Here is a 22,860-nt window from a genome sequence, read left to right as displayed (position 1 = left end):
CAGGCGGTTAGAGTTGTCAGGTCGGCCCGGGGAACGAGAGGACGCGCGTGAGCCAGCACTCCAGCAACATCGCTGCCGCCTTCGATGACAGCCCGATCATGCGTCAGCTGCAGGATCTCAGCTCGCGGCGCCGCCAGCTCGAGGAGGTCGAGATCGAGTTCACGGGCGAGACGCGCATCCTCACGGTGTCGAACCAGAAGGGCGGCGTCGGCAAGACGACGACGACCGTCAACATCGCGGCCGCGATCGCGGCCCTCGGTGGACGCGTCATGGTCATCGACCTCGACCCGCAGGGCAACGCGTCCACGGCGCTCGGCGTGCCCCACAGCTCCGATACGACGAGCATCTACGACGTGCTCATCAACGATGTGCGCATCGTCGACGCGGTGCAGCAGAGCACCGAGAGCGAACGCCTCTTCTGCGTTCCCAGCACGATCCACCTCGCCGGCGCGGAGATCGAGCTCGTGTCGCAGGTCGCCCGTGAGAAGCGGCTCGACACGGCTCTGCAGGAGTACCTCGGCGAGCTCGACGAACCGCTCGACTTCGTGCTCATCGACTGCCCGCCGTCGCTCGGGCTGCTGACGATCAACGCGTTCAGCTCGGCAGATGAGGTCTTCCTGCCGATCCAGGCGGAGTACTACGCGCTCGAGGGCCTGAGCCAGCTGCTGGGCAACGTCAAGATGATCCAGAAGCACCTCAACACTCGTCTACGAGTGTCGACGATTCTGCTGACGATGTACGACGGCCGCACGCGCCTCGCGCAGCAGGTCGCCGACGAGGTGCGTCAGCACTTCCCCGACGAGGTGCTGCAGACCGTGATCCCGCGGTCGGTGCGGGTCTCCGAGGCCCCGAGCTTCGGCCAGACGGTCATCTCCTACGACGAATCCTCTGCGGGCGCGATCGCCTACAAGGAAGCGGCGGTCGAAATCGTGAAGCGCGGGGCACCCCGCAGGAAAGGGCGGAACTGATGGCGAAGCGCACTGGTCTCGGCCGAGGGATCGGCGCCCTCATCCCCACCGGCAGCGAGACGCGCGAGCGTCCGTCTGACGTCTTCTTCGCCGGATCCGCCGTGATCGATCGCGAGGAGGCCCCGGAGCCCGCCGCGGAGAAGAAGGCCCCTGCGGCGAAGGCCGCGCCCGCAAAGACCTCGAACGCGAAGGCGCCTGCCGTGAAGGCGCCTGCCGCGAAGACACCCGCCACGAAGGCATCGACCAAGAAGGCGTCGACTCCGTCCAAGACCACGGGCACGCGCGCGAAGGCGGCAGCGTCGACGACGGGGCGCCAGACGACGTCGCGATCGAAGGCGAGCGGATCCGCGAAGACCGCGAGCGGCGCGGCGACGGCGGCCGCCCCGGCACCTCAGGCCGACGAGCAGCTCGCCGAGGTGCCCGGCATCCGGCTCGTGCACATCGACCCGCACACGATCGTGCCGAACCCGCGCCAGCCGCGCACGCTCTTCGACAGCGACGATCTCGCGGAGCTCGTCCACTCGGTGCGCGAGTTCGGCGTGCTGCAGCCGGTCGTCGTCCGCGACAAGAAGGACGGCACGTACGAACTGATCATGGGTGAGCGCCGCACGCGCGCCTCCCGCGAGGCGGGGCTCGAGAGGATCCCCGCGATCGTCCGCGAGACGGCCGACGAGGACCTCCTGCGCGACGCGCTGCTCGAGAACATCCACCGCGCGGAGCTCAACGCGCTCGAAGAGGCGTCGGCCTATCAGCAGCTGATCGAGGACTTCGGGATCACGCAGGAGCAGCTCGCCGACCGCATCGGGCGCTCGCGCCCGCAGATCTCCAACACGATCCGCCTCCTCCGCCTGCCCGAGGCCGTGCAGCAGCGCGTCGCCGCGGGCGTGCTGACCGCGGGTCACGCGCGCACCATCCTGTCGCTCGACGGCGACGCCGAGGGCATGCAGAAGCTCGCCGACAAGATCGTCAACGAGGAACTCTCGGTGAGATCCGCCGAGGCCGCCGCGAAGCAGATCGCGGGAGCGGGACAGGGCGCGAAGGCGCCTGCGAAGCCCAAGGCCGGCGCGCGGCGCGCCTATCTCGATGAGGTGTCCGAGAAGCTCGGCGATCGCCTCAGCACGCGCGTGAAGATCGACCTGACGGCGCGAAAGGGCCAGATCAAGATCAGCTTCGCGACGATCCAGGACCTCAACCGGATCCTCGGCGAGCTCGGCGAATCGGGTTACGAGCAGTAGTCGGCTCGGCGCCCGCCCACGCGGCCGCGCGTAGCCTGGAGGGGTGAACTTCTCGGATCCCCTCCTCCCCCGGCGCGCGAGCGTCGAGGTGCTGCGCGCCGAGGCGCAGGACGAGCTGTCGACGCTGGTCCACGAGCGCCTGCGCGGGGGTGAGGATCCCTGGGACTTCATGGAGGATCTCCCGACGGTCGACGAGCTCGTCGTCTTCACGCTGCGCGCCGAGCACATCGAGGCCGACGGCGGTCTGCGCCCGACGCACGCGCGCAACCAGCGGCTCCTGCGCCAGATCGCCGCGCAGTACCCCGAACTGTCACCCGCCGTGCGGGACATGCTCGGATCCGAGAACACGCATCGCCGCTGGGACTCCGTCGTGCGTGTGCTCGGCGAGGGCTGAACGCGACAGCGCCCGCCCGGAGATCCGGGCGGGCGCTGCGAGGGCGGAGCCTTACTTGAGGTAGGCCGCGAGGTCCTGCTCGAGGGCCTGCTTCGGCTTCGCGCCGATGATGGTCGTCTCGACCTCGCCCTTGTTGAAGACCTTCATCGCCGGGATCGACGTGATCTGGTACTTCATCGCGAGATCGGGGTTCTCGTCGACGTTGAGCTTCACAATCGTGATCTTGTCGGCGTTCTCGGCCTGGATCTGGTCGAGGACGGGCGAGACCATGCGGCACGGGCCGCACCACTCGGCCCAGAAGTCGACGAGAACGGGCCCGTCGGCCGTCAGGACGTCCTGCTCGAACGTGGCGGTTGTCGTTGCCGGTGCGCTCATGATGTCTCCTTGATGTCGAAGCGTCGGGATCAGGCGGCCGTCACGGCCTCTTCGACGGCCTTCTCGGCGTCGTCGAGGGCCGCGAGGTAGTGCTCGGCGTCGAGCGCCGCGACGGTGCCGCTCGCGGCGGCCGTCACGGCCTGGCGGTAGGTGGGGTCGACGACGTCGCCCGCGGCGAAGACGCCGGGGACCGATGTGCGCGACGAGCGCCCGTCGACGGCGATCGTGCCCTCACTCGTGAGCTCGAGCTTGTCGTGCACGAGATGGGTGCGCGGGTCGTTGCCGATCGCGATGAACAGCCCGTCGAGGGGCAGCTCGCGGGTGTCGCCCGTCACGGTGTCGCGCAGCACGATGCCGGTGAGGGCCGCGTCACCCTGCAGCTCGGCGACCTCGCTGTTCCAGATCACCTCGATCTTCTCGTTCTCGAGGGCGCGCTTCTGCATGATCTTCGAGGCGCGGAACTCGTCGCGGCGGTGCACGAGGTACACCTTCGACGCGAACTTCGTGAGGAACGTGGCCTCCTCCATCGCCGAGTCGCCGCCGCCGATGACCGCGATCTCCTTCTCGCGGAAGAAGAAGCCGTCGCACGTCGCGCACCACGAGACGCCGTGGCCGGACAGCTCATCCTCGCGTGGCACGTTCAGCTTTCGGTACGCGGATCCCGTCGCGAAGATCACGGAGCGCGCCTCCTCGACGGCACCGGATCCGAGCGTGACCTTCTTGATCTCGCCCGACAGGTCGAGCTCGGTGACGTCGTCGTACGAGACCTCGGTGCCGAAGCGCTCGGCCTGCTGCTGCATCTTGGCCATGAGGTCGGGGCCCATGACGGCCTCCGGGAAGCCGGGGAAGTTCTCGACTTCGGTGGTGTTCATCAGCTCGCCGCCGATCTCCACCTGGCTGGCGACGACGAGCGGCGCGAGGTTGGCGCGCGCGGCGTAGATCGCGGCGGTCCACCCGGCCGGTCCGGATCCGATGATGATGACGTCTCGCACGTGTCGTGCCTCCCTCAGGCGTGTGTCTGACTGCTGAAACCCATGCTACGGGCCGGGTATTCCCGATGACCTGGTGTTACCACACGGAGGAAGACGGTCCGTGGCGCGGGCGGCTACCGTGCGGCGGTGCTCTCGCGCACCACGAGCTCTGTGCCGACGATCGAGAGCGGATCGGGAGTCGCGCCGCGGGCGAGCGCAAGGGCGGCCGAGACGCAGCGGCGGCCGACGTCGCCGAAGTCGTGGTGCACGGAGGTCAGGGGCGGACCGTAGCCGCGCGCGTCGGTCGTGTCGTCGAAGCCGACGACGCTGACGTCGCCGCCGACGGTTCGCCCCGCCTCCGCGAGGGCGCGGTACATGCCGAGCGCCATCTGGTCGTTCGCGCAGAAGACGGCGGTGACGTCAGGACGGCCCGCGAACGTGCGGCCCGCGAGATAGCCGGACTCGACGCTCCAGTCGCCCCGCAGCGGCTCGGGGGCGTCGCGGCCTGCGGCGGCGAGCGTCTCCCGCCAGCCGGCGACGCGGCGCGCAGCCGGCCGCGACGAGGCGGGTCCGGCGATGTGCCAGACGGTGTCGTGCCCGAGATCGAGCAGGTGCTGCGTCGCGAGCCGGGCGCCGCCGACCTGATCCGTGTCGACGATGACCTCGGCGCCGGGCGCATCCGGGTCCATGTACACGGCCGGCACGCCGGGTGGGAGCATCTCGGCGGCGTGCGCGAGCTGTGGGGCCTCGAGGTTGAGGATGAGCGCGTCGACGGCGAGCTCCTGCAGGCGGGAGAACACGCGATCCACGTCGGCCAGGCCCGTCGCATGCACGGGGATGAGCGTCGTGGCGTAGCCCTCGTCGGCCGCGCTCAGCGAGATCGCCTCGATCGTGCGCACATCGCCCATCGTCGACAGCGTCTGCGACAGGACGCCGATCGTGCGGAAGGATCCGAGCTTGAGGGCGCGCGCGGCGCTGTTCGGACGATAGCCGAGCTCGTTCATCGAGTGGATCACGCGGTCGCGCGTCGCCGGGACGACGGTGCCCGTGCCGTTCGCCACGCGCGACACCGTCTGCGCCGATACGCCGGCATGCGCCGCGACGTCCGCCATCGACACGCGGGCGCGGCGGCCGGGCGCGGAGGCTCTGGGGCTGTCGGCGTTCATCACGATTCTGACAACTTCGTCACTGGGGTAGCGTAGTCCACGATGTTTGCGTAAACATAGTAGACACATCCCACGCATCGGAGCGAAGGAAGACTATGACGGTGATGTCGCAGGCGGCCCGGGCGGCCGCGCCGACGGCGCCACGACGGCCGCGTCGGAGCGCGCGGGGTCGATGGACGGGCTGGGGATTCCTCGCCCCGTTCGCGCTCGTGTTCGCGCTCGTGTTCATCGCACCGATCCTCTACGCGCTCTGGCTCAGCCTCTTCCACACGCAGATGGTCGGCGGCACCCGTTTCGTCGGCCTCGACAACTACGTCCGCGCCTTCCAGGACGCGCAGTTCTGGCAGGGCGCGCTCCGCGTGGGCCTGTTCCTCGTGATCCAGGTGCCGGTCATGCTGTTCCTGTCGCTCCTCGCGGCGCTCGCGATCGACAGCGGCCGACTCTACGGACGCAGCTTCTTCCGGCTGTCGATCTTCCTGCCGTATGCGGTGCCCGCCGTCGTCGCCTCGTTCATGTGGGGCTTCATGTACGGCGACCGCTTCGGTCTCGTCGGCAACCTCGAGAGCTTCTTCGGCATCGACCTGCCGAACCTGCTCTCGCCCGAGCTGATCCTCGCGGCGATCGGCAACGTCGTCACATGGGAGTTCCTCGGCTACAACATGCTCATCTTCTACTCGGCGCTGCGCGTGATCCCGTCCTCGCTCTACGAGGCCGCGGCGATCGACGGCGCGAACCAGATGCGCGTCATCACGGCCATCAAGCTCCCCGCGATCCGCGGCGCGCTCGTCATCGCGACGATCTTCTCGATCATCGGCAGCTTCCAGCTGTTCAACGAGCCGAGCATCATGCAGGCGCTCGCGCCCAACTCGATCACGACCTCGTTCACGCCCAACCTGTACGCCTACTCGCTCGCCTTCCAGGGCCAGCAGCTCAACTACTCGGCGACCGTCGCGATCATCATGGGCGTCATCACGATGATCATCGCCTACGTCGTGCAGCTGCGCGGGATGCGGAAGGACGCCTGACATGAGCACGACCGCCCTCGTCACACTGCGCACCCGCGCGACCCGCACGCAGCGCCGCTCCCGGCTCGGCACCATCGACAAGCCGCGCCGCAGCCTCCTCCTCACGATCCTGACGGGCATCGTGCTCGTCTACTCGCTGATCCCGCTCGTCTGGCTCTTCATCAATGCGTCCAAGACGCAGTCGGATCTGTTCTCGACCTTCGGGCTGTGGTTCGGCGGCGAGTTCGCGCTCTTCGACAACATCGGCCGCGCGGTGAGCTACGACGACGGGATCTTCCTGCGCTGGTTCGCGAACACGCTGCTGTACGTCGGGGTGGGCGCGGGAGGCGCCACGCTGCTCGCGATCCTCGGGGGATACGCGCTCGCGAAGTTCGACTTCCCCGGCCGCAAGGTCGTCTTCGCCGTCGTGATCGGCGCCGTCGCCGTGCCGCCGACCGCGCTCGCCGTGCCGACCTTCCTCATGTTCAGCGAGATGGGCATCACGAACACCCCATGGTCGGTGCTCATCCCTTCGCTCATCTCGCCGTTCGGGCTCTACCTCATGTGGACGTTCGCGAGCGAGGCCATCCCCGCCGAGCTCATGGAGGCTGCGCGCATCGACGGCGCGAGCGAGTTCCGCACCTTCTGGCAGGTGTGCATGCCGCTGCTCGCGCCCGGCACGATCACGGTGCTGCTGTTCACGATGGTCGCGACATGGAACAACTACTTCCTTCCGCTGATCATGCTGCGCAATGCCGACTGGTACCCGCTCATCCTCGGCCTCAACCAGTGGAACGCGCAGGCCGCGACCGCGGGAGGCGAGGCGATCTTCGATCTCGTCCTCACCGGATCCCTCCTCACGATCGTCCCCCTCATCGTCGCGTTCCTGTTCATGCAGCGCTTCTGGCAGTCCGGCCTCGCCGCCGGATCCGTCAAAGAATGACTCTTCTCCCCCTACCCTCACCACCACACACAACGGAGTGAACATGACCTTCTTCACCACCAGAACCGGTCGCCGCGCGCTCGCCGGCACGGCGTTCGCCGGCGTCGCCGCCCTCGCGCTCGCCGGGTGCTCGGGCGGATCCGGCGGATCCGCCGGCGACCCCGACGAGGCGGCCGCCGAGGGCGGCGAGCTGACCGTCTGGGCCTGGGATCCGACCGTCGAGACGATCGCCGCCGCCTACGAGGACGCGAACCCCGACGTGACGATCGAGGTCGTCAACGCCGGAACGGGCAACGACCAGTACACGGCGCTGCAGAACGCGATCACGGCGGGATCCGGTGTGCCCGACCTCGCGCAGGTCGAGTACTACGCGCTCCCCCAGTTCGCGATCGGCGAGTCGCTCGCCGACCTCGCGGAGTTCGGCGCGGAGGGCATCGCCGACGCCTTCGCGCCCGGACCCTGGGGCGCCGTCACGTACGGAGACGACGGGGTGTGGGGCCTGCCGCTCGACTCCGGCCCCATGGCGCTGTTCTACAACGAGGCCGTCTTCGCCGAGCACGGCATCGACGTGCCCACGACGTGGGACGAGTACCTCGAGGCGGCCCGCGCGCTGCACGAGGCCGACCCCGACATGTACATCACGAACGACACGGGCGACGCCGGCTTCACGACGTCGCTGATCTGGCAGGCCGGCGGACAGCCGTTCGCGGCCGATGGGACGAACGTGTCGATCGACCTCGAGGACGCCGGCTCCGCCGAGTTCGCCGGCTTCTGGCAGCAGCTGCTCGAGGAGGACCTCGTCGCGCCCATCTCGTCGTGGAGCGATGAGTGGTACCAGGGCCTCGGGGACGGCACCATCGCGACGCTCACGATCGGCGCGTGGATGCCCGGGAACTTCGAGACGGGCGTGCCGGACGCCGCGGGCGACTGGCGCGTGGCGCCCATGCCGCAGTGGGAGGACGGCGGATCCGCGACGGCCGAGAACGGCGGCAGCGCGATGAGCGTCATGGAGGCGAGCGAGAGCAAGGCCCTCGCATACGACTTCCTCGAGTTCGCCGCGAACGGCGACGGCGTGCAGCTGCGCATCGACGGCGGCGGATTCCCGTCGACGGTCGCCGACCTCGAATCCGAGGAGTTCCTCGCGAAGGAGTTCGAGTACTTCGGAGGACAGAAGGCGAACGAGGTGCTCGCGGAGTCGTCGGCGAACGTCGTCGAGGGCTGGCAGTACCTGCCGTATCAGGTGTACGCGAACAGCGTCTTCAACGACTCGATCGGATCCGCCTACAACGGCGACGGCACGATCGCCGACGGCCTCACCGCCTGGCAGGACGCCCTAGTCACCTACGGCACCGACCAGGGCTTCACGCTCGAATAACCCGCCCACATCGAGAGGGTCGCCAGGAGACGACATTCGTCGGCACCCCGCACCGACGTCTCCTGGCGACCCATCACGGGAGAACACACATGCAGAACCACCGCTGGCTGCGCACGCCCGACGGCACCGCGCCGCGCATCTCGTTCGGCGCCGACTACAACCCCGATCAGTGGCCCCGCGAGGTGTGGGACGACGATGTGCGGCTCATGAAGAAGGCCGGCGTCGACGTCGTGTCCGTCGCGATCTTCTCGTGGGCGAAGCTGCAGCCGAACGCCGACACGTGGGACTTCGCGTGGCTCGACGAGCTGATCGACCTCATGCACGACAACGGCATCGGCGTCGACCTCGCCACCGCGACCGCGTCGCCGCCGCCGTGGCTGACGATGGCGCACCCCGAGGTCCTCCCGGTGACAGCCGAGGGGAACACCCTCTCGCAGGGGGCGCGCCAGCACTGGCGTCCGACCTCGCCCGTGTTCCGCCGGCACGCGCTCACGCTCGTCGAGAAGCTCGCCGAGCGGTACGGATCCCACCCCGGCATCGTGGCGTGGCACGTGAACAACGAGCTCGGCTGCCACAACGCCTACGACTACTCCGACGACGCGGCGCGCGCGTTCCGCGCGTGGCTCGCCGCCCGCTACGACACGATCGAGGGGCTCAACCACGCGTGGGGCACGGCCTTCTGGTCGCAGGCGTACGGATCCTTCGAGGAGGTCCTCCCGCCGCGCCTCGCCGCATCGTTCCCGAACCCGACGCAGCAGCTCGACTTCCTGCGCTTCTCGTCGGACGCGCTGACGGATCACCTCGTCGCGGAGCGCGAGATCCTCACCCGGATCACCCCGGACATCCCCGTCACGACGAACTTCATGATCGTCGGCGACACGCGCCACGCCGACTACGCCGCGATGGCGCGCGAGATCGACTTCGTCTCGAACGACCACTACGTCACGCAGGATCGGGACGAGCTCGCCTTCTCAGCGGCGATCACGAGCGGCGTGGCCCGGCACCGGCCGTGGTTCCTCATGGAGCACTCGACGAGCGCCGTCAACTGGCAGCCCGTCAACCGCCCGAAGCGGTCCGGCGAGCTCGTGCGCGACTCGCTGACGCACGTCGCGCACGGAGCCGACGCGGTCTGCTACTTCCAGTGGCGCCAATCCGAGGCGGGTGCCGAGAAGTACCACTCGGCGATGGTCCCGCACGGCGGCGAGGACACACGCCTGTTCCGCGACGTCGTCGGCCTGGGCGGGATCCTGCAGGGCCTGGGCGACGTCGTCGGATCTGATCGCGAGCCCGCCGAGGTCGCGATCCTCTTCGACTGGCATTCGTGGTGGGGCTCCGAGCTCGACTCGCACCCGACCGAGCTCCTGCGCTACCGCCGCGAGGCGCTCGAGTGGTGGACGGCGCTCGTCGACGCCGGCGTGCGCGTCGATGTCGTGCCGACGGACGCCGATCTCGCGGGCTACCGGATGGTCGTCGCCCCCGTCCTCTACAGCGTGCCGGCCGCCCTGCGCGATCGGCTGGAGGCCTACGCGACGGGCGGCGGGCACCTCGTCACGACGTACTTCTCGGGCATCGTCGACGAGAACGACCATGTGTGGCTCGGCGGCTACCCCGGTGCGTTCCGCGAGCTGCTCGGCGTGCGCGTCGAGGAGTTCCGTCCGCTGTATGAGGGCGAGGGGGTCGCGCTGTCGAACGGCGCGAGCGGATCCGTGTGGAGCGAGCCCGTCGACGTCGTCGCGGACGACGTCGAGATCCTCGCCAGCTACGAGCACGACGAACTGGGCGCGGCCGTCACGCGCCGGCCGGTGGGATCCGGATCGGCGGCGTATGTGTCGACGCGGCTCGGCGTCGTGGGGCTCGCGCGCCTCGTCCCGGAGCTGCTTGCGGGAGCGGGCGTCGCGCCCGAGCTGCCCGAGCCGCTCCGCGGATCCGTCGAGCTCGCGTCGCGCCGAGGCGCCGCGGGCCGGTTCGACTTCTACATCAACCGCACGGATGAACCGGTGTCGCTGGACGGCGTCGCGGGCGCGTTCCTGCACGGATCCGCGGAGCTGGCGGCGCGCGGCGTCGCGGTCGTGCGGGCATAGGGGTCGACGCCCCGCCCCGTCTCGTTCCGACGGGGCGGGGCGTCGTCGTGGGCGTCACCTGCGGCGGCGGTAGGCCGCGATGGTGATGCCCGCCATGAGCAGGGCGCCCGCGGCCGCCGCGAGGAGGAGCACAGCGGCCAGCGTGGCCGCGGACTCGCCGGCTGCTCGTCGCACCGTCTCACCTCCCCCAAGGCGATCTGGTGCGATCATATCGAGGGCTCAGCGCCAGAACAGCGCGACCGCGATGTTCGCCATCGCGACGAGCCCGATCGCGAGCATCACGGGTTTGAGCCGGGCGTCGTCCGCGTTCGCTTTCCGGAGCCGTCGTGAGCGGATGAATCCGACCACGCTGAGAGCGCCGACGATGATCGCGAGCGCCAGTTTGACGATCATCTTCAGCTCGTCGACGCCGAGATCGCCGACCTCACGTACCGCGATGAGCGCGTTCCCCGTGACGATCGTGACGATGGAGCCGATGACGAGGGGCAGGAAGTCGAAGCCGCGCTTCCACGGCATCTGCAGGATGTACGAACCGACGATCGCGGCGAGGCCGACGATGTGCGCGAAGAGGAGCGCGAATCGGAAGATGTCGATGGTGTCCATACCGCTCCTTGGTGGTTAGTGAGTGATCACTCACCAAGGATCGGCCGTATGTGCCGTACTGTCAAGACGCCGGACGGTCGGCGAGCAGGGAGAGCGGAATGAACACACGGGATCGCATCGTCGGTGCGGCAGCCGACGTGATGACCGAGAAGGGCGTCGCTGCCGCGACGACCCGAGAGATCGCGCGGGCCGCCGGATGCTCGGAGGCCCTGCTCTACAAGCACTTCGCGAGCAAGCAGGAGCTCTTCGTCGCCGTGCTCAATGAGAGGATGCCGCCGCTTCCCGATCCGCTCGATCTCGTCGGTGCAGGCTCGGTCGAGGAGAATCTCCGGACGCTCCTGTCGGCGCTCGTCTCGTTCTACGTCGAGAGCTTTCCGATGGCGGCGTCGATCTTCGGGAGCCCGAGCCTTCGCGACGCACATCGTGAGAGCATGGCCGAGATGGGTGCTGGACCGGAGGGGCCGGCCCTGCTCGTGCGGGCCTATCTCGACGCCGAGGTCGCTTCCACCCGGATCTCGAGTGCGGTCGACACGCGCTCGCTCGCTCGCGCGCTGACCGGTGCGGCGCTCTTCGAGGCGTTTCAGGCCGCATATGCGGGACAGGGCGAAGTCGCGCTGGTGGGCGAGGTTGCGCACAGGATCGTCGACGCCGTCACGCGGGGACTGGCGCGCGACTGACCCGGATCAGCGTCCGAGGCGGGCGCGGACGAGGCCGATCGCCGCCTTCAGCTCGGGCGAGCGGAAGAGCGCAAGCAGCGCGACGTAGACGACGACGCAGACGGCGCCGATGATGAGACAGCCGCCGGCACCGCCCCACTTCGACGATGCCATCCAGCCGTCAGGGCCGCCGGCGAGGAAGTACACGACGAGGCCCGCGAGGCCCGCCGGGATCGCGGCGAGCATGTACCGCAGGTATGCGGCCAGCGTGAGGATGAACCCGAAGGTGCCGATGCGGCGCTGCAGGAGGATCCACGCGACGACGAGCTGCAGGATGCTCGACGCGGACTGCACGAGGGCGACGCCGGCCGTGAGGGATTCGGGGGCGAACAGCGCCGAGGCGAGCAGCGCGCCGAGGACCGCGATCGATGCCTGGAAGAGCGTGAAGAAGAAGGGCGTGCGGGTGTCGCCGTACGCGTAGAACGTCCGCTGGATGACGAAGAGGATCGCCATCGGCACGAGACCGACGACGAATGCTGTCAGCACGGGACCCATCGCACCGGCCTCCGCGTGGCTGTTCGCGAAGACGCGCGAGACAGGGAACGCCGCCGCGAGCACCGCTGCGGCAGCGACGACGATGAAGAGCCCGAGGATCCGCATCGACTTACCGATGTCGTCCCGCACCTCCTCGTGCCGCCCGGCGTGCGCGTGCTCGCTGAGCTGTGTGAAATAGGGGGTGCCGATGCTCATCACGATGAGCGAGTACGGGAGCATGAACACGAGCCACGAGTTGAACCAGATCGTCGACGAGGCGTTGTCGCCCGAGGCGGTCGTGATGATGTTCTGCTGGACGAACGAGACCCCGAGACCCACAAGGAGCATGCCGACGCTCCACCCCGCGAGGTTCCGCAGCTCGCCGAAGCCGATGCCGCGCCACCGGAAGTCCGGGCGCATCCGCAGGCCCGTCTTCCGCCAGAACAGCGCGAGGACGACCGTCTGCGCGATGATCCCGAAGGTGGCCGTGCCGGCGATCACCGCGATCATGCCGCCGTGCCACCCGTCGAGCGCGCCGCGCGCCCCGCCGAAGAGCCACATGAACAGGCCGAAGCCGGCGATCGAGACGACGTTGTTGGTGATGGGCGCCCAGGCGTAGGGCGCGAACATCCGTCGCGCGTTGAGGGTCTCGCCGATGAGGGCGAACATCCCGTAGAAGAACACCTGCGGCAGGCACCAGTAGGCGAAGGTCACGGCGAGGTCGAACTGCGCCTTCGACTCGTAGTTCGTGAGCCAGTCCACCAGCAGTGGTGCGGCGGCGACCGACACCGCGGTGACGGCGAGAAGCACGACGGTGCCGAGCGTGAAGAGCTTCGAGATGAGGCGCTGTCCGTTGTCCTCCGCCTGCGACCACTTCACGATCTGCGGGACGAACACCGCCGTGAGCACGCCCGTCGAGATCACCTGGAAGACATAGTTCGGCAGCTGATTCGCGATCGTGAACGCGTCAGCGGCCCTGCCCTGGGCGCCGAGAGCACTGACGAGCACCAGGCTCCGCAACAGCCCCGTGACCCGGGACGCGAGCGTTCCCGCCGCGATCATCGCGCTGGATCGACCGAGGCTCATGCGTCGCCCTCTTTCATGCCGTCGTCGGAATTCGCCGCGGCCTGCTCCCGATCGCGGCGCCGTCGGCGCACCTGGCGCACGATGCCGAAGCCGAACAGGCCGACGACGAGCGCGATGAGGATGCCGATGCCGATGCGCTCCCAGTCGGCCCGCACCGTCACCTCCATGTCGCGGTTCGGGCCGATCTGCTCGCCTGTGCGGGCCTCGAGCCGGAAGTGCACCGTCACGTCGCCGCTGCCGACGCGCGCCTCGATCGGGATGGAGACGCGGGTGGTGCTGTCGGGCTGCGCGATGACCTCCGTGCGCTCGTCGATGGACAGGCGCGGATCGTCGGGCGTCGCGATGATCGTCACACGCGCCGGGTAGGGCAGGTCGTTGCGGATCCAGACGGGCATGGGGGCCTCAGGGCTCAGCAGCTGCACGGGCGCCGGCTGCTGGATGTCGATCGCGACCGCGCGGTCGTCGGCGAGCGCCGCGAGCGAGGCGCTGCGCTCCGCGAAGCCCTCGGGGTTCGTCGCCCAGCCGACCGACAGCAGCCGCAGCAGCTCGGCGCGCACCTGCCCGGTGAACAGGGCGGGATTCTCGAGCGCCTTCGAGATGTGGGCGATCTGCGGCTCGTCCTCGAGATACGCCTCGACGGCGGCGCGACGCTCCTCGTCGGGTGGGACGTCGGACAGCGAAACGGATCCGTGCGCCGCGTCGAGCACGTCGCGGAGCGTCGCTCCCGTGAGGGCGGGAGTCGACAGGACCGCATCGACGGCACCGGCGAGCCCTTCTGCCGACATCTCGAGCTCGGCGTCGACGATCGTGGCGCCTTCCGAGTCGGTCGTGAGGGCGTCGGAACCCATCCGATCGAGCGCGAGCAGGAGCGGCTGGTCGGACTCGGAGGCCGCGAGCCAGACCTCGGCGGTGGCCGCGGAGATCGCCTGCGCGCGCACCACGGGATCCGACGCGCGGGCGATCTCGAGGAGCCGATCCGAGAGGGCGTCGTCGTAGGCCAGGGCGTCGTCGCCGAGACGCGCAGCGCCGTCGGTCGTGGACGATGCCGGGACGATCACGCGGGCGTCCGAGCCGTCCGCAAGCGCGGCGACGACGTCGTCGCCGGCGGATCCCGGCGTGGGCCAGAAGAGCTCGGTGCGCACGGTCGGCGAGATCGTCGTGAGGGAGTGGAGCGTGATCGGCTCGTCCGATGCCGCCACTATATTCTCATCGAGGTATGCACCGAGGTGCGTCGGCTTCAGCGGGGCGTCCAGGCCCGCTTCGATCTGCGGCGTCACGTCGGCGTCGGCGAACTGGAGCGCGAATCGGTCGTTCTCGAGCGACAGCAGGCGGTCGAGCCATTCGATGGCCTCGGCGGGCGCGGTGTCCCCGAGGGCGCGGATCGAGGCGGCGATCGCCGGATCGACGGCGAGGATCGCCTCCGTGCCGTCGACGGCATCCAGCTGCGCCGTCAGGAGGCCCTCTTCCCCGGTGAGGGTCGCGAGCGCCCGCGCCGTGTACACGCCGTCGGTCGCGACCGGGCCCGCGATGGGCACCACGACGCCCACCTCCGGCGTCTCGGCTCCCGTGACGATGATGAGCCCGCGCGCCTCGACCGGGGCCTCTCCCCCGTCGAACTCGGCGACGACGGGGTATACGCCGGAAGGAATGTCGCCGAGCGGCAGAGCGCCGGTGATGGTCTGCGAGGTGCCGGCGGGCAGGGACTGCGTCGACAGCGACTCGACCTCGTCGCGGGCCGTGTCCGCGGATCCATCGAGCCAGGCGGCGATCGCATCCGCGTCGTCGAGCGCGTCGCCGAGCGAGACCGTCACCGCCGCCGCGGCGATCTCCTCGGACGAGGAGTTCGCGACCTGAAGGGTCACGCCGAGCGAGGATCCCGTCGCGACGCCGCCCGCATCGAGCTCCATCGTGAGGGGCGCGATCTCCGCGTCGGGCGCATCGTCCACATTCGCGACGGTCAGCGGTGCGACCGGTCCCCTCGCCTCAGAGGCGGCGGCCGGTGCCGCCCAGCCGACGAGCGCGACGAGCGCACCCGTGAGGGCGACGGCGCGGCGGGCGCGGCCGCGGAGCGGGGAGGCAGTCGAGGAGTCCATAGGAGGGGGCCGCGCGAACGAGCGGCCGCCTGTGATTCTACGGACGCGCGTGTGTCCCGCCTGGGAGCACCCGCGCGGCGCATAACGATTGGACCGCTGACGCGCGCGGTGCAGGGAGGGTCGGCCGACGCCGATAGGATCGACGTATATCACCCGCCTCCGCGCCCACAAGGACACAGGGAATGCCCGACGACGCAGCAATCCAGGTCACCGCCGCAGCCGACGCGATCGAGCTCGACGGCGGTGTCGTCAAGCGCCCCGCACGGCTTGCCGACGGACGAGAGCTGATCTACTTCGACGACCCGGGTACGCAGCTGTCGGCTGAGCGCCGCATCGATGCGCGCGACCTCGATCCCCGCCCCGGCACGGCGACGATGCGCCGCGACATCCTGACGGGCGAGTGGATCACGATCGCCGCGAACCGTCAGAACCGGGCAATGCTCCCGCCGGCCGAGCTCGACCCGCTCGCCCCACAGAGCGAGACGAACCCGTCTGAGGTCCCCGCCCTGTACGACGTCGCGGTGTTCGAGAACCGTTCGCCGTCGCTCGGCCCGGCGCTCGCCCGCGCGACGGGCGACGTTCCCGCGGGCGACGACGCTCCCCAGGGCCTCGCCGACCTCCAGGCTCCCGGCCTCGGCCGCACCCGCACCGCGATCGGGCGCTGCGAGGTCGTCTGCTTCAGCCCGGAGCGCACCGGATCGTTCGGCACGCAGTCGGTCACGCGCGCCCGCACCGTCATCGAGGCCTGGGCGGACCGCACGGCGGCGCTCAGCGCGCTCCCCGGCGTGCAGCAGGTGTTCCCCTTCGAGAACCGCGGCGAACAGATCGGCGTGACCCTGCACCACCCGCACGGCCAGATCTATTCGTACCCGTATGTGACCCCGCGCACGCAGTCGCTCCTGCGCCAGATCGAGCGCGAGGGCGCCGACCTCTTCGCCCGTATCATCGACTTCGAGCTCGCAGGCCCCCGCGTCGTCCTCGAGAGCGAGCACTGGGTCGCCTATGTGCCCTTCGCTGCGCGCTGGCCCGTCGAGATCCACCTCGTCCCGCGCCGCCACGCCGCCGACTTCACCGAGCTCACGAGCGCCGAGCGCGACGAGCTCGCCCGCGTCTACCTGCGCGTGCTGCGCGGTGTCGACGCGCTCTATGACACACCCACGCCGTACATCGCGGCGTGGCACCAGGCGCCCGTCGCCGTCGGGCGCGACAGCGTGCGTATGCACCTGCAGCTCACGTCGCCGCGTCGCGCCGCCGACAAGCTGAAGTTCCTCGCAGGATCCGAGGCCGCCATGGGCGCCTGGACGGCCGAGATCCCGCCGGAGACGGGAGCGGCCCGGCTCCGGGAGGCGATCGCGAACGTCGGCGAGGTGACCGCATGACCCCCACGGCACAGAGCGCAGCGGACCTCTTCCGCGAACTGACGGGATCCGCGCCGGAGCGCGTGTGGTCCGCGCCCGGCCGCGCGAACCTCATCGGCGAGCACACCGACTACAACGAGGGCTTCGTCCTGCCGTTCGCGATCGAGTACCGCACATTCGCGGCCGTCGGCCGCCGCCGAGACGGCATCATCCGCGTCGTGTCGACCTTCGACCGCAACCCGGTCGAGGTCGCGATCGTCGAGCTGCCGGCGCTGTTCGGCGGATCCGCGGGCGAGGCCGTGCACAGCGGGGCCGTCCCCGAATGGGCCGCATACCCTCTGGGCGTCGCGTGGGCGGCGCTCGCCGCCGACGGCAGCGCGCTCGCGAAGATCCCCGGCGTCGACATCGCCATCGCGTCCGATGTGCCGATCGGGGCCGGCCTCTCGTCGTCCGCCGCGATCGAGGGCGCGACGGCGGGTGCGCTCGACGACCTGTGGGAGCTCGGCCTCACGCCGCTCGACATGGCGAAGATCGGCCGCACGGCCGAGAATCAGGCGGTCGGGGCGCCGACGGGCATCATGGATCAGGTCGCCTCGATCATGGGCCAGAACGACGCGGCGACCTTCCTCGACTGCCGCTCTCTCGAGACCCAGCCGGTCGACCTGGGCTTCGCCCGCGAGGGCCTGCGGGTGCTCGTGATCGACACGCAGGTCTCGCACTCGCATTCGACGGGCGGCTACCGCGAGCGTCGCGAGTCCTGCGAGCGCGGGGCGCGCGAGCTGGGCGTCCCCGCCCTGCGCGATCTCACGACGGGCGACCTCGACCGCGCCAAGGCGGTGCTCGACGACGTCACCTTCCGCCGCGTCGCGCACATCGTGACCGAGAACCAGCGCGTGCTCGACACCGTTGACACTCTGCGCTCGGAGGGGCCGCGCGCGATCGGCGGGCTGCTCGTCGCGTCGCATGTGTCGATGCGGGACGACTTCGAGATCTCGGTTCCCGAGCTCGACACCGCCGTGACGGCCGCCCTCGAGTCGGGCGCGGTCGGCGCGCGGATGACGGGCGGAGGCTTCGGCGGCGCCGCGATCGCCCTCGTCGAGCAGAACCGCATCGACGAGACGAAGGCGGCCGTCGCGGCCGCGTTCGAGCGGGCAGGATTCGGAGCACCCCACCAGTTCACGGTCGCCCCGTCGCACGGCGTCCTGCGCGACGCGTAGGGAGCGGCGCTACCCGAACCGCAGGAAGCCGTCGACGAGCAGCGAGCGCACGGCGGGCAGGAGCGACGCACGCAGCGACGTCTCCTCGACCTCGAGCAGCTGTGCGAGCGCGCCGATGATCTGATCGACCGTCAGCTCGCCGTCGCTGGCTCCGACGAGTCCGGCGAGGGCAGGATCCGCCTGGAGCGACCGGCCGAAGCCGCCGCCCTGGCGCAGTTCGATGATCGTCGGGTTCTCCGCGCCGGGGGTGTGGTGGCGCGCCTCGGTCACGTCGCCCGCGGCGCGCAGGGCGCATGCGCCGAGCGCGTCGTCGTCGAGCCCGACCTGCGCGTCGTGCGCCGCGACGGCGTCGGCGAGATGGGATCCCAGGGATCCCTCGGACGGGATGGGCTGCGGGACCCGCTCGTATCGGGCGAGCGTCGGATCCCCTTCGGCGCGGCGCAGCAGCACATAGCCGAAGCCGACCGCGCTCACCCCGCGGGCCTCGAAGTCGTCGAGCCATGCGGTCAGGAGGCGGTCGTGTTCGGGGCTGCCGGGCGCGGTGCCGCCGTCGCGGATCCACATCTCGGCGTACTCGACGGGATTCAGCCGCTCGCGCTCGACGACCCATGCGTCGAGCGGCACAGGCGACGCCTCGACCCATGCGCGCACGCGGTCGAGGCCGTCGGCGTCGCCGACCGACTCCCAGTTGCCGAGGAGCTGCGCGACGCCGCCCGGCACGAGGTGCTCCCCCGCGCCCGCGATCACCTGCTGCACGAGGGCGTCGCCGACGAGGCCGCCGTCGCGATACTCGTACGCGGGGACGCCGCTCGCGCGCGGTGTGATGACGAACGGAGGGTTCGACACGATGCGGTCGAACCGCTCCCCCGCGACGGGCGCGAAGAGGGAGCCGGCGCGCGTGGAGATCCCGTCGGAGCCGTCGAGGATCGCATTGATGCGCGTGAACGCGAGGGCGCGCGCCGAGATGTCGGTCGCGACGACCTCGTCGGCGTACCGCTTCGCGCGCAGCGCCTGCACACCGCAGCCCGTGCCCAGATCGAGCACGCGCCGCGCGGGCGTCGGCAGCTGCAGCCCCGCGAGCGTGAGCGAGGCACCGCCCACTCCGAGCACGTGATCCTCCGCGAGGGCGCCTCCGCCGAGCGCGAGCTCATCGAGGTCGGCGGCGACCCACCACTCCCCGGGGCCGCGATCGTCGTGGAACGACTGGGGACGCAGGGTCGCGGTGGGCGCCACGGCGTGCCCGTCGATGGCGGCGAGCCCGAGCTCCGCCAGCCCCGCGGATCCTGTGCGCGGCAGCGCTCGATCGACGTGGGAGACCGGCTGGGCGACGCCGAGGACGAGCAGTCGCGCCAGGACGGCGGGCGGATCCGCACGATCGCCGAGGCGCCGCAGGGCGGGCGTGCGCAGGTATCGGCCCAGCGCGTCGTCGGCCTCCACGCCCCACGCGGCGCGCAGCGCCTCCGAGCGGAAGTTCGCGGCCGCGAGATCGGCGGCCAGCGCCTGGCAGAGGGACGGATCCGGGTTCAGCACGGATCCATTCTCGTTCATAGAGAGTTCCCACCTGCGTCGACCCGGATCCCCTCCTGGCGCGGAAGGCTGGTGGCATGGACGTTCTCTACACGACAGAAGCACTGGCCACGGGCGCGGGACGCGACGGACACGTCGCGGTCGCGGGATCCGATCTGGCCCTCGACCTCGCGGTCCCCCAGGCGATGGGCGGATCCGGCGCCGGCGCGAACCCCGAGCAGCTCTTCGCGGCTGGGTATGCCGCCTGCTTCCACTCGGCGCTGCAGGTCGTCGCCCGCGGCCAGAAGGTCGCGATCGACGGATCCTCGGTCGGCGGCCGCGTGTCGATCGGACCCAACGGGAACGGCGGATTCTCGCTGGCCGTCGAGCTCGAGGTCGTGATCCCCGGCGTCGAGGAGGAAGTCGCGCAGGGGCTCGCCAACGCCGCCCACGAGGTCTGCCCCTACAGCAACGCGACCCGCGGCAACATCCCCGTCGCCATCACGGTCGTCGACGACTGACTCCCCCTGAACACAACGCAGTCGATCTCGGCGCGGCAGGCCGTGTTCCGCCCCATCCGGGGCGCTGCTGCGGGAATCGACTGCGTTGTGCTGGTGAGCGTGACTACGGCCGCAGCAGCGCCTTGATGACGCGGCGCTCGTCCATCGCGGCGTACGCCTCGGCGGCGTCCGCGAGGGCGAAGGAGTCGTCGAAGACGCGCCCTGGGGCGAGCGATCCGTCGAGCACCTCGGGGAGGATCTCCTCGACGTAGTTCCGCACCGGGGCGACGCCGCCGCGCACGCCGACGTTCGTCGAGAACATCGTGCGCATCGGCAGCTCGGGCCCGCCGTTCGGCACGCCGACGAAGCCGACCTGTCCGCCGGGGCGGGCCGAGCGGAGGGCCTGGTCCATCGACTCCTTCGTGCCGACGCACTCGAGTACGGCGTCGGGACCGATCCCGCCGAACATGTCCTTGAGCGCCCCGATGCCCTCGTCGCCGCGCTCGGCGACGACGTCGGTCGCGCCGAACTCGACCGCAACCTGCTGGCGCGATTCGTGGCGGCTCATGGCGACGATCCGCTCGGCGCCGAGGCGCCTGGCCGCGAGCACGGCGGACAGGCCGACTGCCCCGTCCCCGACGACCGCGACCGTGGATCCGCGCGTCACGCCGCCCGAGATGGCCGCGTGGTGGCCGGTCAGGAAGACATCGCTGAGCGTGAGCAGGCTCGGGATGAGTGATGCGTCGGGCTGGCCCGGCACGATCGTGAGGGCGCCGTCGGCGTGTGGGACGCGCACGAGCTCGCCCTGCGCGCCGTCGGTCGCGTGACCCCAGTGATCCTGGGATCCGAACCACCCGAGCTCGAGGCATGACGTCGTGAAGCCGTTCCGGCAGTTGGCGCACGCGCCGCAGCAGTCGTAGAAGGGCGCGATGACGAAGTCGCCGACCTTCACCTCCGCGACCCCGTCGGCGACCTCCTCGACGACGCCGACGAACTCGTGTCCGATGCGCCGCGGCTCGTCGGTCGGGGTGACGCCGCGATAGGGCCACAGATCGGATCCGCACACGCAGGCGGCCGTGACGCGCACGATCGCGTCCTTCCCCGTGCCGCTGAGTCGGGGATCGGCGACCTGCTCGGATCGGATGTCTCGTTCGCCGTGGATGAGGGTTGCGCGCATCATTCGACGGTACCGCGCCACGGGGCCTGCGGATCGGGCGCCCGGATCGACTGCATCGTGTTGCGGGCACCCGGCTGCCGGACGGGCCGCTCAGCCGTCCCCACTACCCTGGATTCCATGCTCAACATGGCCGCCGGTCTCGCGCGCCTCGGCGACCTCGCGCAGTCCCCCGTCGTCGCCGCGCTTGCGCGCGCCTTCGCGGACGCCGGCTTCGACCTCGCGGTCGTCGGGGGCCCCGTGCGCGATGCGCTGCTGGGGCGAGTCACCCACGATCTCGACTTCACGACCGACGCCCGCCCCGACGACATCCTGCGGATCGTCACCCCGATCTCGTCGGCGCAATGGGACATCGGCCGCGCCTTCGGCACGATCGGCGCGCGCATCACGGGCGAGCAGGTCGAGATCACGACCTACCGCGCCGACAGCTACGACGGCACCACCCGCAAGCCGACGGTCGAGTTCGGCGACACTCTCGAGGGCGACCTCTCCCGGCGCGACTTCACCGTGAACGCCATGGCGCTCCGGGTCCCATCCGTCACGCTCGTGGATCCGACGGGCGGCGTCGAGGACCTCGTCGCCGGGGTCCTGCGCACCCCCATCGATCCGCGCGTGAGCTTCGGCGACGACCCGCTCCGCATGCTGCGCGCAGCGCGTTTCGCCGCGCAGCTCGGATTCGACCTCGACGACGGCACCCGTGCGGCGATCGAGGATCTCCGCGGCACGCTTGAGATCGTCAGCGCCGAACGGATCCAGGCCGAGCTGAGCCGCACGATGCGGGAGCAGGATCCCGTCCGGGGCGTGCGCACGATGGTCGAGACCGGCCTCGCCGACGAGTTCCTGCCGGAGATCTCGGCGATGCAGCTCGAGGTCGACGAGCACCACCACCACAAGGATGTCTACGAGCACTCGCTCACGGTGCTGCGCCAGGCGATCGATCTCGAGCAGGAGCGCAGTCCGGACGCCGAGCCCGATGTCGCGCTGCGCATCGCAGCCCTGCTGCACGACATCGGAAAGCCGCGTACCCGCAAGCTCGAGCCGGGCGGCGCCGTGACGTTCCACCACCACGATGTCGTCGGATCCCGCATGGCGAAGAAGCGCCTGCAGAAGCTGAAGTACGACACGGCGACGATCTCATCGGTCGCGAAGCTCATCGAGCTGCACCTGCGCTTCTTCGGCTATGCGGAGGGCGTGTGGACCGATTCGGCCGTGCGCCGCTATGTGCGCGACGCGGGCGACGAGCTCGAGCGCCTGCACATCCTCACGCGCGCCGATGTCACGACGCGCAACCGCCGCAAGGCGAACCGGCTGGCGGCGGCCTACGACGACATCGAGACCCGCATCGCGCAGCTGCGCGAACAGGAGGAGGTCGATGCGATCCGTCCCGACCTCGACGGCAACCGGATCCAGGACATCCTCGACATCTCCCCCGGCCCCGCGGTCGGCAGGGCGTATCGGTTCCTGCTCGAGCTCCGGCTCGACGAGGGCCCGCTCGGCGAGGATGAGGCCGAGCGGCGCCTCCGGGAGTGGTGGGCCGAGCAGGAGTGACGACCGTTCGTCTGGGTAACCCCCGAATGTCGGCCCGATGCATGGGTTCGGTCGTGTCACGCCGGTAGCGTTT

At 70.3% G+C, this 22,860-nt stretch carries 20 protein-coding genes; 12 read left to right on the top strand and 8 right to left on the bottom strand.

Annotated features, from left to right (window positions below):
* The first annotated feature begins 98 nt into the window (after positions 1–98).
* The 3 genes from GB932_RS14685 to GB932_RS14675 are packed head-to-tail and all read left to right on the top strand — an operon-like array spanning position 99 to position 2,597.
* Entirely contained in the window at positions 99–968 is an 870-nt protein-coding gene (locus GB932_RS14685) for a ParA family protein (protein ID WP_156761776.1), read from the top strand.
* Positions 965–2,203 carry a ParB/RepB/Spo0J family partition protein gene (locus tag GB932_RS14680; RefSeq protein WP_438616721.1) on the top strand — a complete coding sequence of 413 codons (1,239 nt, stop codon included), beginning with the start codon at positions 965–967 and terminating at the stop codon, positions 2,201–2,203. The genes GB932_RS14685 and GB932_RS14680 overlap by 4 nt, the downstream gene beginning before the upstream one ends.
* A 43-nt stretch (positions 2,204–2,246) precedes the next feature.
* A complete protein-coding gene (locus GB932_RS14675) occupies positions 2,247–2,597 on the top strand; it encodes a tryptophan synthase subunit alpha (RefSeq protein WP_156761433.1) in 351 nt (116 codons plus the stop codon).
* Positions 2,598–2,648: 51 nt separating this feature from the next.
* On the opposite strand, the gene trxA is transcribed toward GB932_RS14675, so the two are convergent.
* From trxA to GB932_RS14660, 3 genes are all read right to left on the bottom strand, one after another.
* Positions 2,649–2,972: a thioredoxin gene (gene trxA, locus GB932_RS14670; protein ID WP_156761432.1), complete on the bottom strand. Its 324-nt coding sequence runs from the start codon at positions 2,970–2,972 to the stop codon at positions 2,649–2,651.
* A 29-nt stretch (positions 2,973–3,001) separates the two neighbouring features.
* Positions 3,002–3,964 (bottom strand): thioredoxin-disulfide reductase, encoded by a 963-nt coding sequence (trxB, locus tag GB932_RS14665; RefSeq protein ID WP_156761431.1) that lies wholly within the window; start codon positions 3,962–3,964, stop codon positions 3,002–3,004.
* Between the two features lie 113 nt (positions 3,965–4,077).
* Positions 4,078–5,109 (bottom strand): LacI family DNA-binding transcriptional regulator, encoded by a 1,032-nt coding sequence (locus GB932_RS14660; RefSeq protein ID WP_231916222.1) that lies wholly within the window; start codon positions 5,107–5,109, stop codon positions 4,078–4,080.
* 95 nt (positions 5,110–5,204) lie between these two features.
* Between GB932_RS14660 and GB932_RS14655 the strand changes: the two genes are divergently transcribed.
* From GB932_RS14655 to GB932_RS14640, 4 genes are all read left to right on the top strand, one after another.
* Positions 5,205–6,134 carry a carbohydrate ABC transporter permease gene (locus tag GB932_RS14655; protein ID WP_156761430.1) on the top strand — a complete coding sequence of 310 codons (930 nt, stop codon included), beginning with the start codon at positions 5,205–5,207 and terminating at the stop codon, positions 6,132–6,134.
* Between the two features lies 1 nt (position 6,135).
* The gene (locus GB932_RS14650) at positions 6,136–7,056 is read left to right on the top strand and encodes a carbohydrate ABC transporter permease (RefSeq protein WP_156761429.1); all 921 of its coding nucleotides are present in this window, start codon (positions 6,136–6,138) and stop codon (positions 7,054–7,056) included.
* A 43-nt stretch (positions 7,057–7,099) separates the two neighbouring features.
* The gene (locus GB932_RS14645) at positions 7,100–8,431 is read left to right on the top strand and encodes an ABC transporter substrate-binding protein (protein ID WP_156761428.1); all 1,332 of its coding nucleotides are present in this window, start codon (positions 7,100–7,102) and stop codon (positions 8,429–8,431) included.
* 89 nt (positions 8,432–8,520) lie between these two features.
* Positions 8,521–10,512, top strand: coding sequence for a beta-galactosidase (locus GB932_RS14640; protein WP_156761427.1), 1,992 nt, complete (start codon positions 8,521–8,523; stop codon positions 10,510–10,512).
* A gap of 219 nt (positions 10,513–10,731) precedes the next feature.
* On the opposite strand, the gene GB932_RS14635 is transcribed toward GB932_RS14640, so the two are convergent.
* Entirely contained in the window at positions 10,732–11,115 is a 384-nt protein-coding gene (locus GB932_RS14635) for a hypothetical protein (RefSeq protein ID WP_156761426.1), read from the bottom strand.
* A gap of 98 nt (positions 11,116–11,213) precedes the next feature.
* Here GB932_RS14635 and GB932_RS14630 point away from each other — a divergent pair, with 98 nt between their 5' ends.
* Complete coding sequence (locus tag GB932_RS14630) at positions 11,214–11,792, top strand: TetR/AcrR family transcriptional regulator (protein WP_156761425.1); 579 nt, start codon at positions 11,214–11,216, stop codon at positions 11,790–11,792.
* A gap of 6 nt (positions 11,793–11,798) precedes the next feature.
* Here GB932_RS14630 and murJ read toward each other — a convergent pair whose 3' ends face one another.
* Both murJ and GB932_RS14620 read right to left on the bottom strand, forming a co-directional pair.
* Positions 11,799–13,391, bottom strand: coding sequence for a murein biosynthesis integral membrane protein MurJ (gene murJ / locus GB932_RS14625; protein WP_156761424.1), 1,593 nt, complete (start codon positions 13,389–13,391; stop codon positions 11,799–11,801).
* The gene (locus GB932_RS14620) at positions 13,388–15,484 is read right to left on the bottom strand and encodes a DUF6049 family protein (protein ID WP_156761423.1); all 2,097 of its coding nucleotides are present in this window, start codon (positions 15,482–15,484) and stop codon (positions 13,388–13,390) included. Before GB932_RS14620 ends, murJ begins: the two co-directional genes overlap by 4 nt.
* A 182-nt stretch (positions 15,485–15,666) precedes the next feature.
* Between GB932_RS14620 and galT the strand changes: the two genes are divergently transcribed.
* Together galT and galK are read left to right on the top strand one after the other, a co-directional pair.
* Positions 15,667–16,863 (top strand): galactose-1-phosphate uridylyltransferase, encoded by a 1,197-nt coding sequence (galT, locus tag GB932_RS14615; RefSeq protein ID WP_156761422.1) that lies wholly within the window; start codon positions 15,667–15,669, stop codon positions 16,861–16,863.
* Positions 16,860–18,059, top strand: coding sequence for a galactokinase (gene galK / locus GB932_RS14610; protein WP_156761421.1), 1,200 nt, complete (start codon positions 16,860–16,862; stop codon positions 18,057–18,059). The genes galT and galK overlap by 4 nt, the downstream gene beginning before the upstream one ends.
* A 9-nt stretch (positions 18,060–18,068) precedes the next feature.
* Here galK and GB932_RS14605 read toward each other — a convergent pair whose 3' ends face one another.
* Positions 18,069–19,607 (bottom strand): DUF7059 domain-containing protein, encoded by a 1,539-nt coding sequence (locus GB932_RS14605; RefSeq protein ID WP_156761420.1) that lies wholly within the window; start codon positions 19,605–19,607, stop codon positions 18,069–18,071.
* A gap of 56 nt (positions 19,608–19,663) precedes the next feature.
* Here GB932_RS14605 and GB932_RS14600 point away from each other — a divergent pair, with 56 nt between their 5' ends.
* Positions 19,664–20,086, top strand: a complete 423-nt coding sequence (locus GB932_RS14600) for an organic hydroperoxide resistance protein (RefSeq protein ID WP_156761419.1) — start codon at positions 19,664–19,666, stop codon at positions 20,084–20,086.
* 103 nt (positions 20,087–20,189) lie between these two features.
* Here the strand turns inward: GB932_RS14600 and GB932_RS14595 are convergent, their stop codons facing one another.
* Positions 20,190–21,242, bottom strand: a complete 1,053-nt coding sequence (locus tag GB932_RS14595; protein WP_156761418.1) for a zinc-dependent alcohol dehydrogenase family protein — start codon at positions 21,240–21,242, stop codon at positions 20,190–20,192.
* A gap of 117 nt (positions 21,243–21,359) precedes the next feature.
* Here GB932_RS14595 and GB932_RS14590 point away from each other — a divergent pair, with 117 nt between their 5' ends.
* Positions 21,360–22,787: a CCA tRNA nucleotidyltransferase gene (locus GB932_RS14590; protein ID WP_156761417.1), complete on the top strand. Its 1,428-nt coding sequence runs from the start codon at positions 21,360–21,362 to the stop codon at positions 22,785–22,787.
* The last annotated feature ends 73 nt before the right edge of the window (positions 22,788–22,860 follow it).

Origin of the sequence: Microbacterium karelineae (assembly GCF_009745985.1) — a bacterium.
In the GTDB taxonomy this organism is placed as follows: domain Bacteria; phylum Actinomycetota; class Actinomycetes; order Actinomycetales; family Microbacteriaceae; genus Microbacterium; species Microbacterium karelineae.
The sequence above is the reverse complement of the archived record's forward strand: the minus strand, read 5'-3'. Positions and strand labels throughout refer to the sequence as shown.

Bases quoted from the DNA above. Each gene is read 5' to 3' on its own strand.
- GB932_RS14595 (WP_156761418.1), bottom strand. From the start codon at position 21,242: ATGCGCGCAACCCTCATCCACGGCGAACGAGACATCCGATCCGAGCAG.
- GB932_RS14640 (WP_156761427.1), top strand. From the start codon at position 8,521: ATGCAGAACCACCGCTGGCTGCGCACGCCCGACGGCACCGCGCCGCGC.
- GB932_RS14620 (WP_156761423.1), bottom strand. From the start codon at position 15,484: ATGGACTCCTCGACTGCCTCCCCGCTCCGCGGCCGCGCCCGCCGCGCC.
- murJ (WP_156761424.1), bottom strand. From the start codon at position 13,391: ATGAGCCTCGGTCGATCCAGCGCGATGATCGCGGCGGGAACGCTCGCG.
- GB932_RS14655 (WP_156761430.1), top strand. From the start codon at position 5,205: ATGACGGTGATGTCGCAGGCGGCCCGGGCGGCCGCGCCGACGGCGCCA.
- GB932_RS14645 (WP_156761428.1), top strand. From the start codon at position 7,100: ATGACCTTCTTCACCACCAGAACCGGTCGCCGCGCGCTCGCCGGCACG.
- GB932_RS14650 (WP_156761429.1), top strand. From the start codon at position 6,136: ATGAGCACGACCGCCCTCGTCACACTGCGCACCCGCGCGACCCGCACG.
- GB932_RS14685 (WP_156761776.1), top strand. From the start codon at position 99: ATGCGTCAGCTGCAGGATCTCAGCTCGCGGCGCCGCCAGCTCGAGGAG.
- GB932_RS14605 (WP_156761420.1), bottom strand. From the start codon at position 19,607: ATGAACGAGAATGGATCCGTGCTGAACCCGGATCCGTCCCTCTGCCAG.
- trxA (WP_156761432.1), bottom strand. From the start codon at position 2,972: ATGAGCGCACCGGCAACGACAACCGCCACGTTCGAGCAGGACGTCCTG.
- GB932_RS14660 (WP_231916222.1), bottom strand. From the start codon at position 5,109: ATGAACGCCGACAGCCCCAGAGCCTCCGCGCCCGGCCGCCGCGCCCGC.
- galT (WP_156761422.1), top strand. From the start codon at position 15,667: ATGCCCGACGACGCAGCAATCCAGGTCACCGCCGCAGCCGACGCGATC.
- GB932_RS14600 (WP_156761419.1), top strand. From the start codon at position 19,664: ATGGACGTTCTCTACACGACAGAAGCACTGGCCACGGGCGCGGGACGC.
- galK (WP_156761421.1), top strand. From the start codon at position 16,860: ATGACCCCCACGGCACAGAGCGCAGCGGACCTCTTCCGCGAACTGACG.
- GB932_RS14635 (WP_156761426.1), bottom strand. From the start codon at position 11,115: ATGGACACCATCGACATCTTCCGATTCGCGCTCCTCTTCGCGCACATC.
- GB932_RS14590 (WP_156761417.1), top strand. From the start codon at position 21,360: ATGCTCAACATGGCCGCCGGTCTCGCGCGCCTCGGCGACCTCGCGCAG.
- GB932_RS14630 (WP_156761425.1), top strand. From the start codon at position 11,214: ATGAACACACGGGATCGCATCGTCGGTGCGGCAGCCGACGTGATGACC.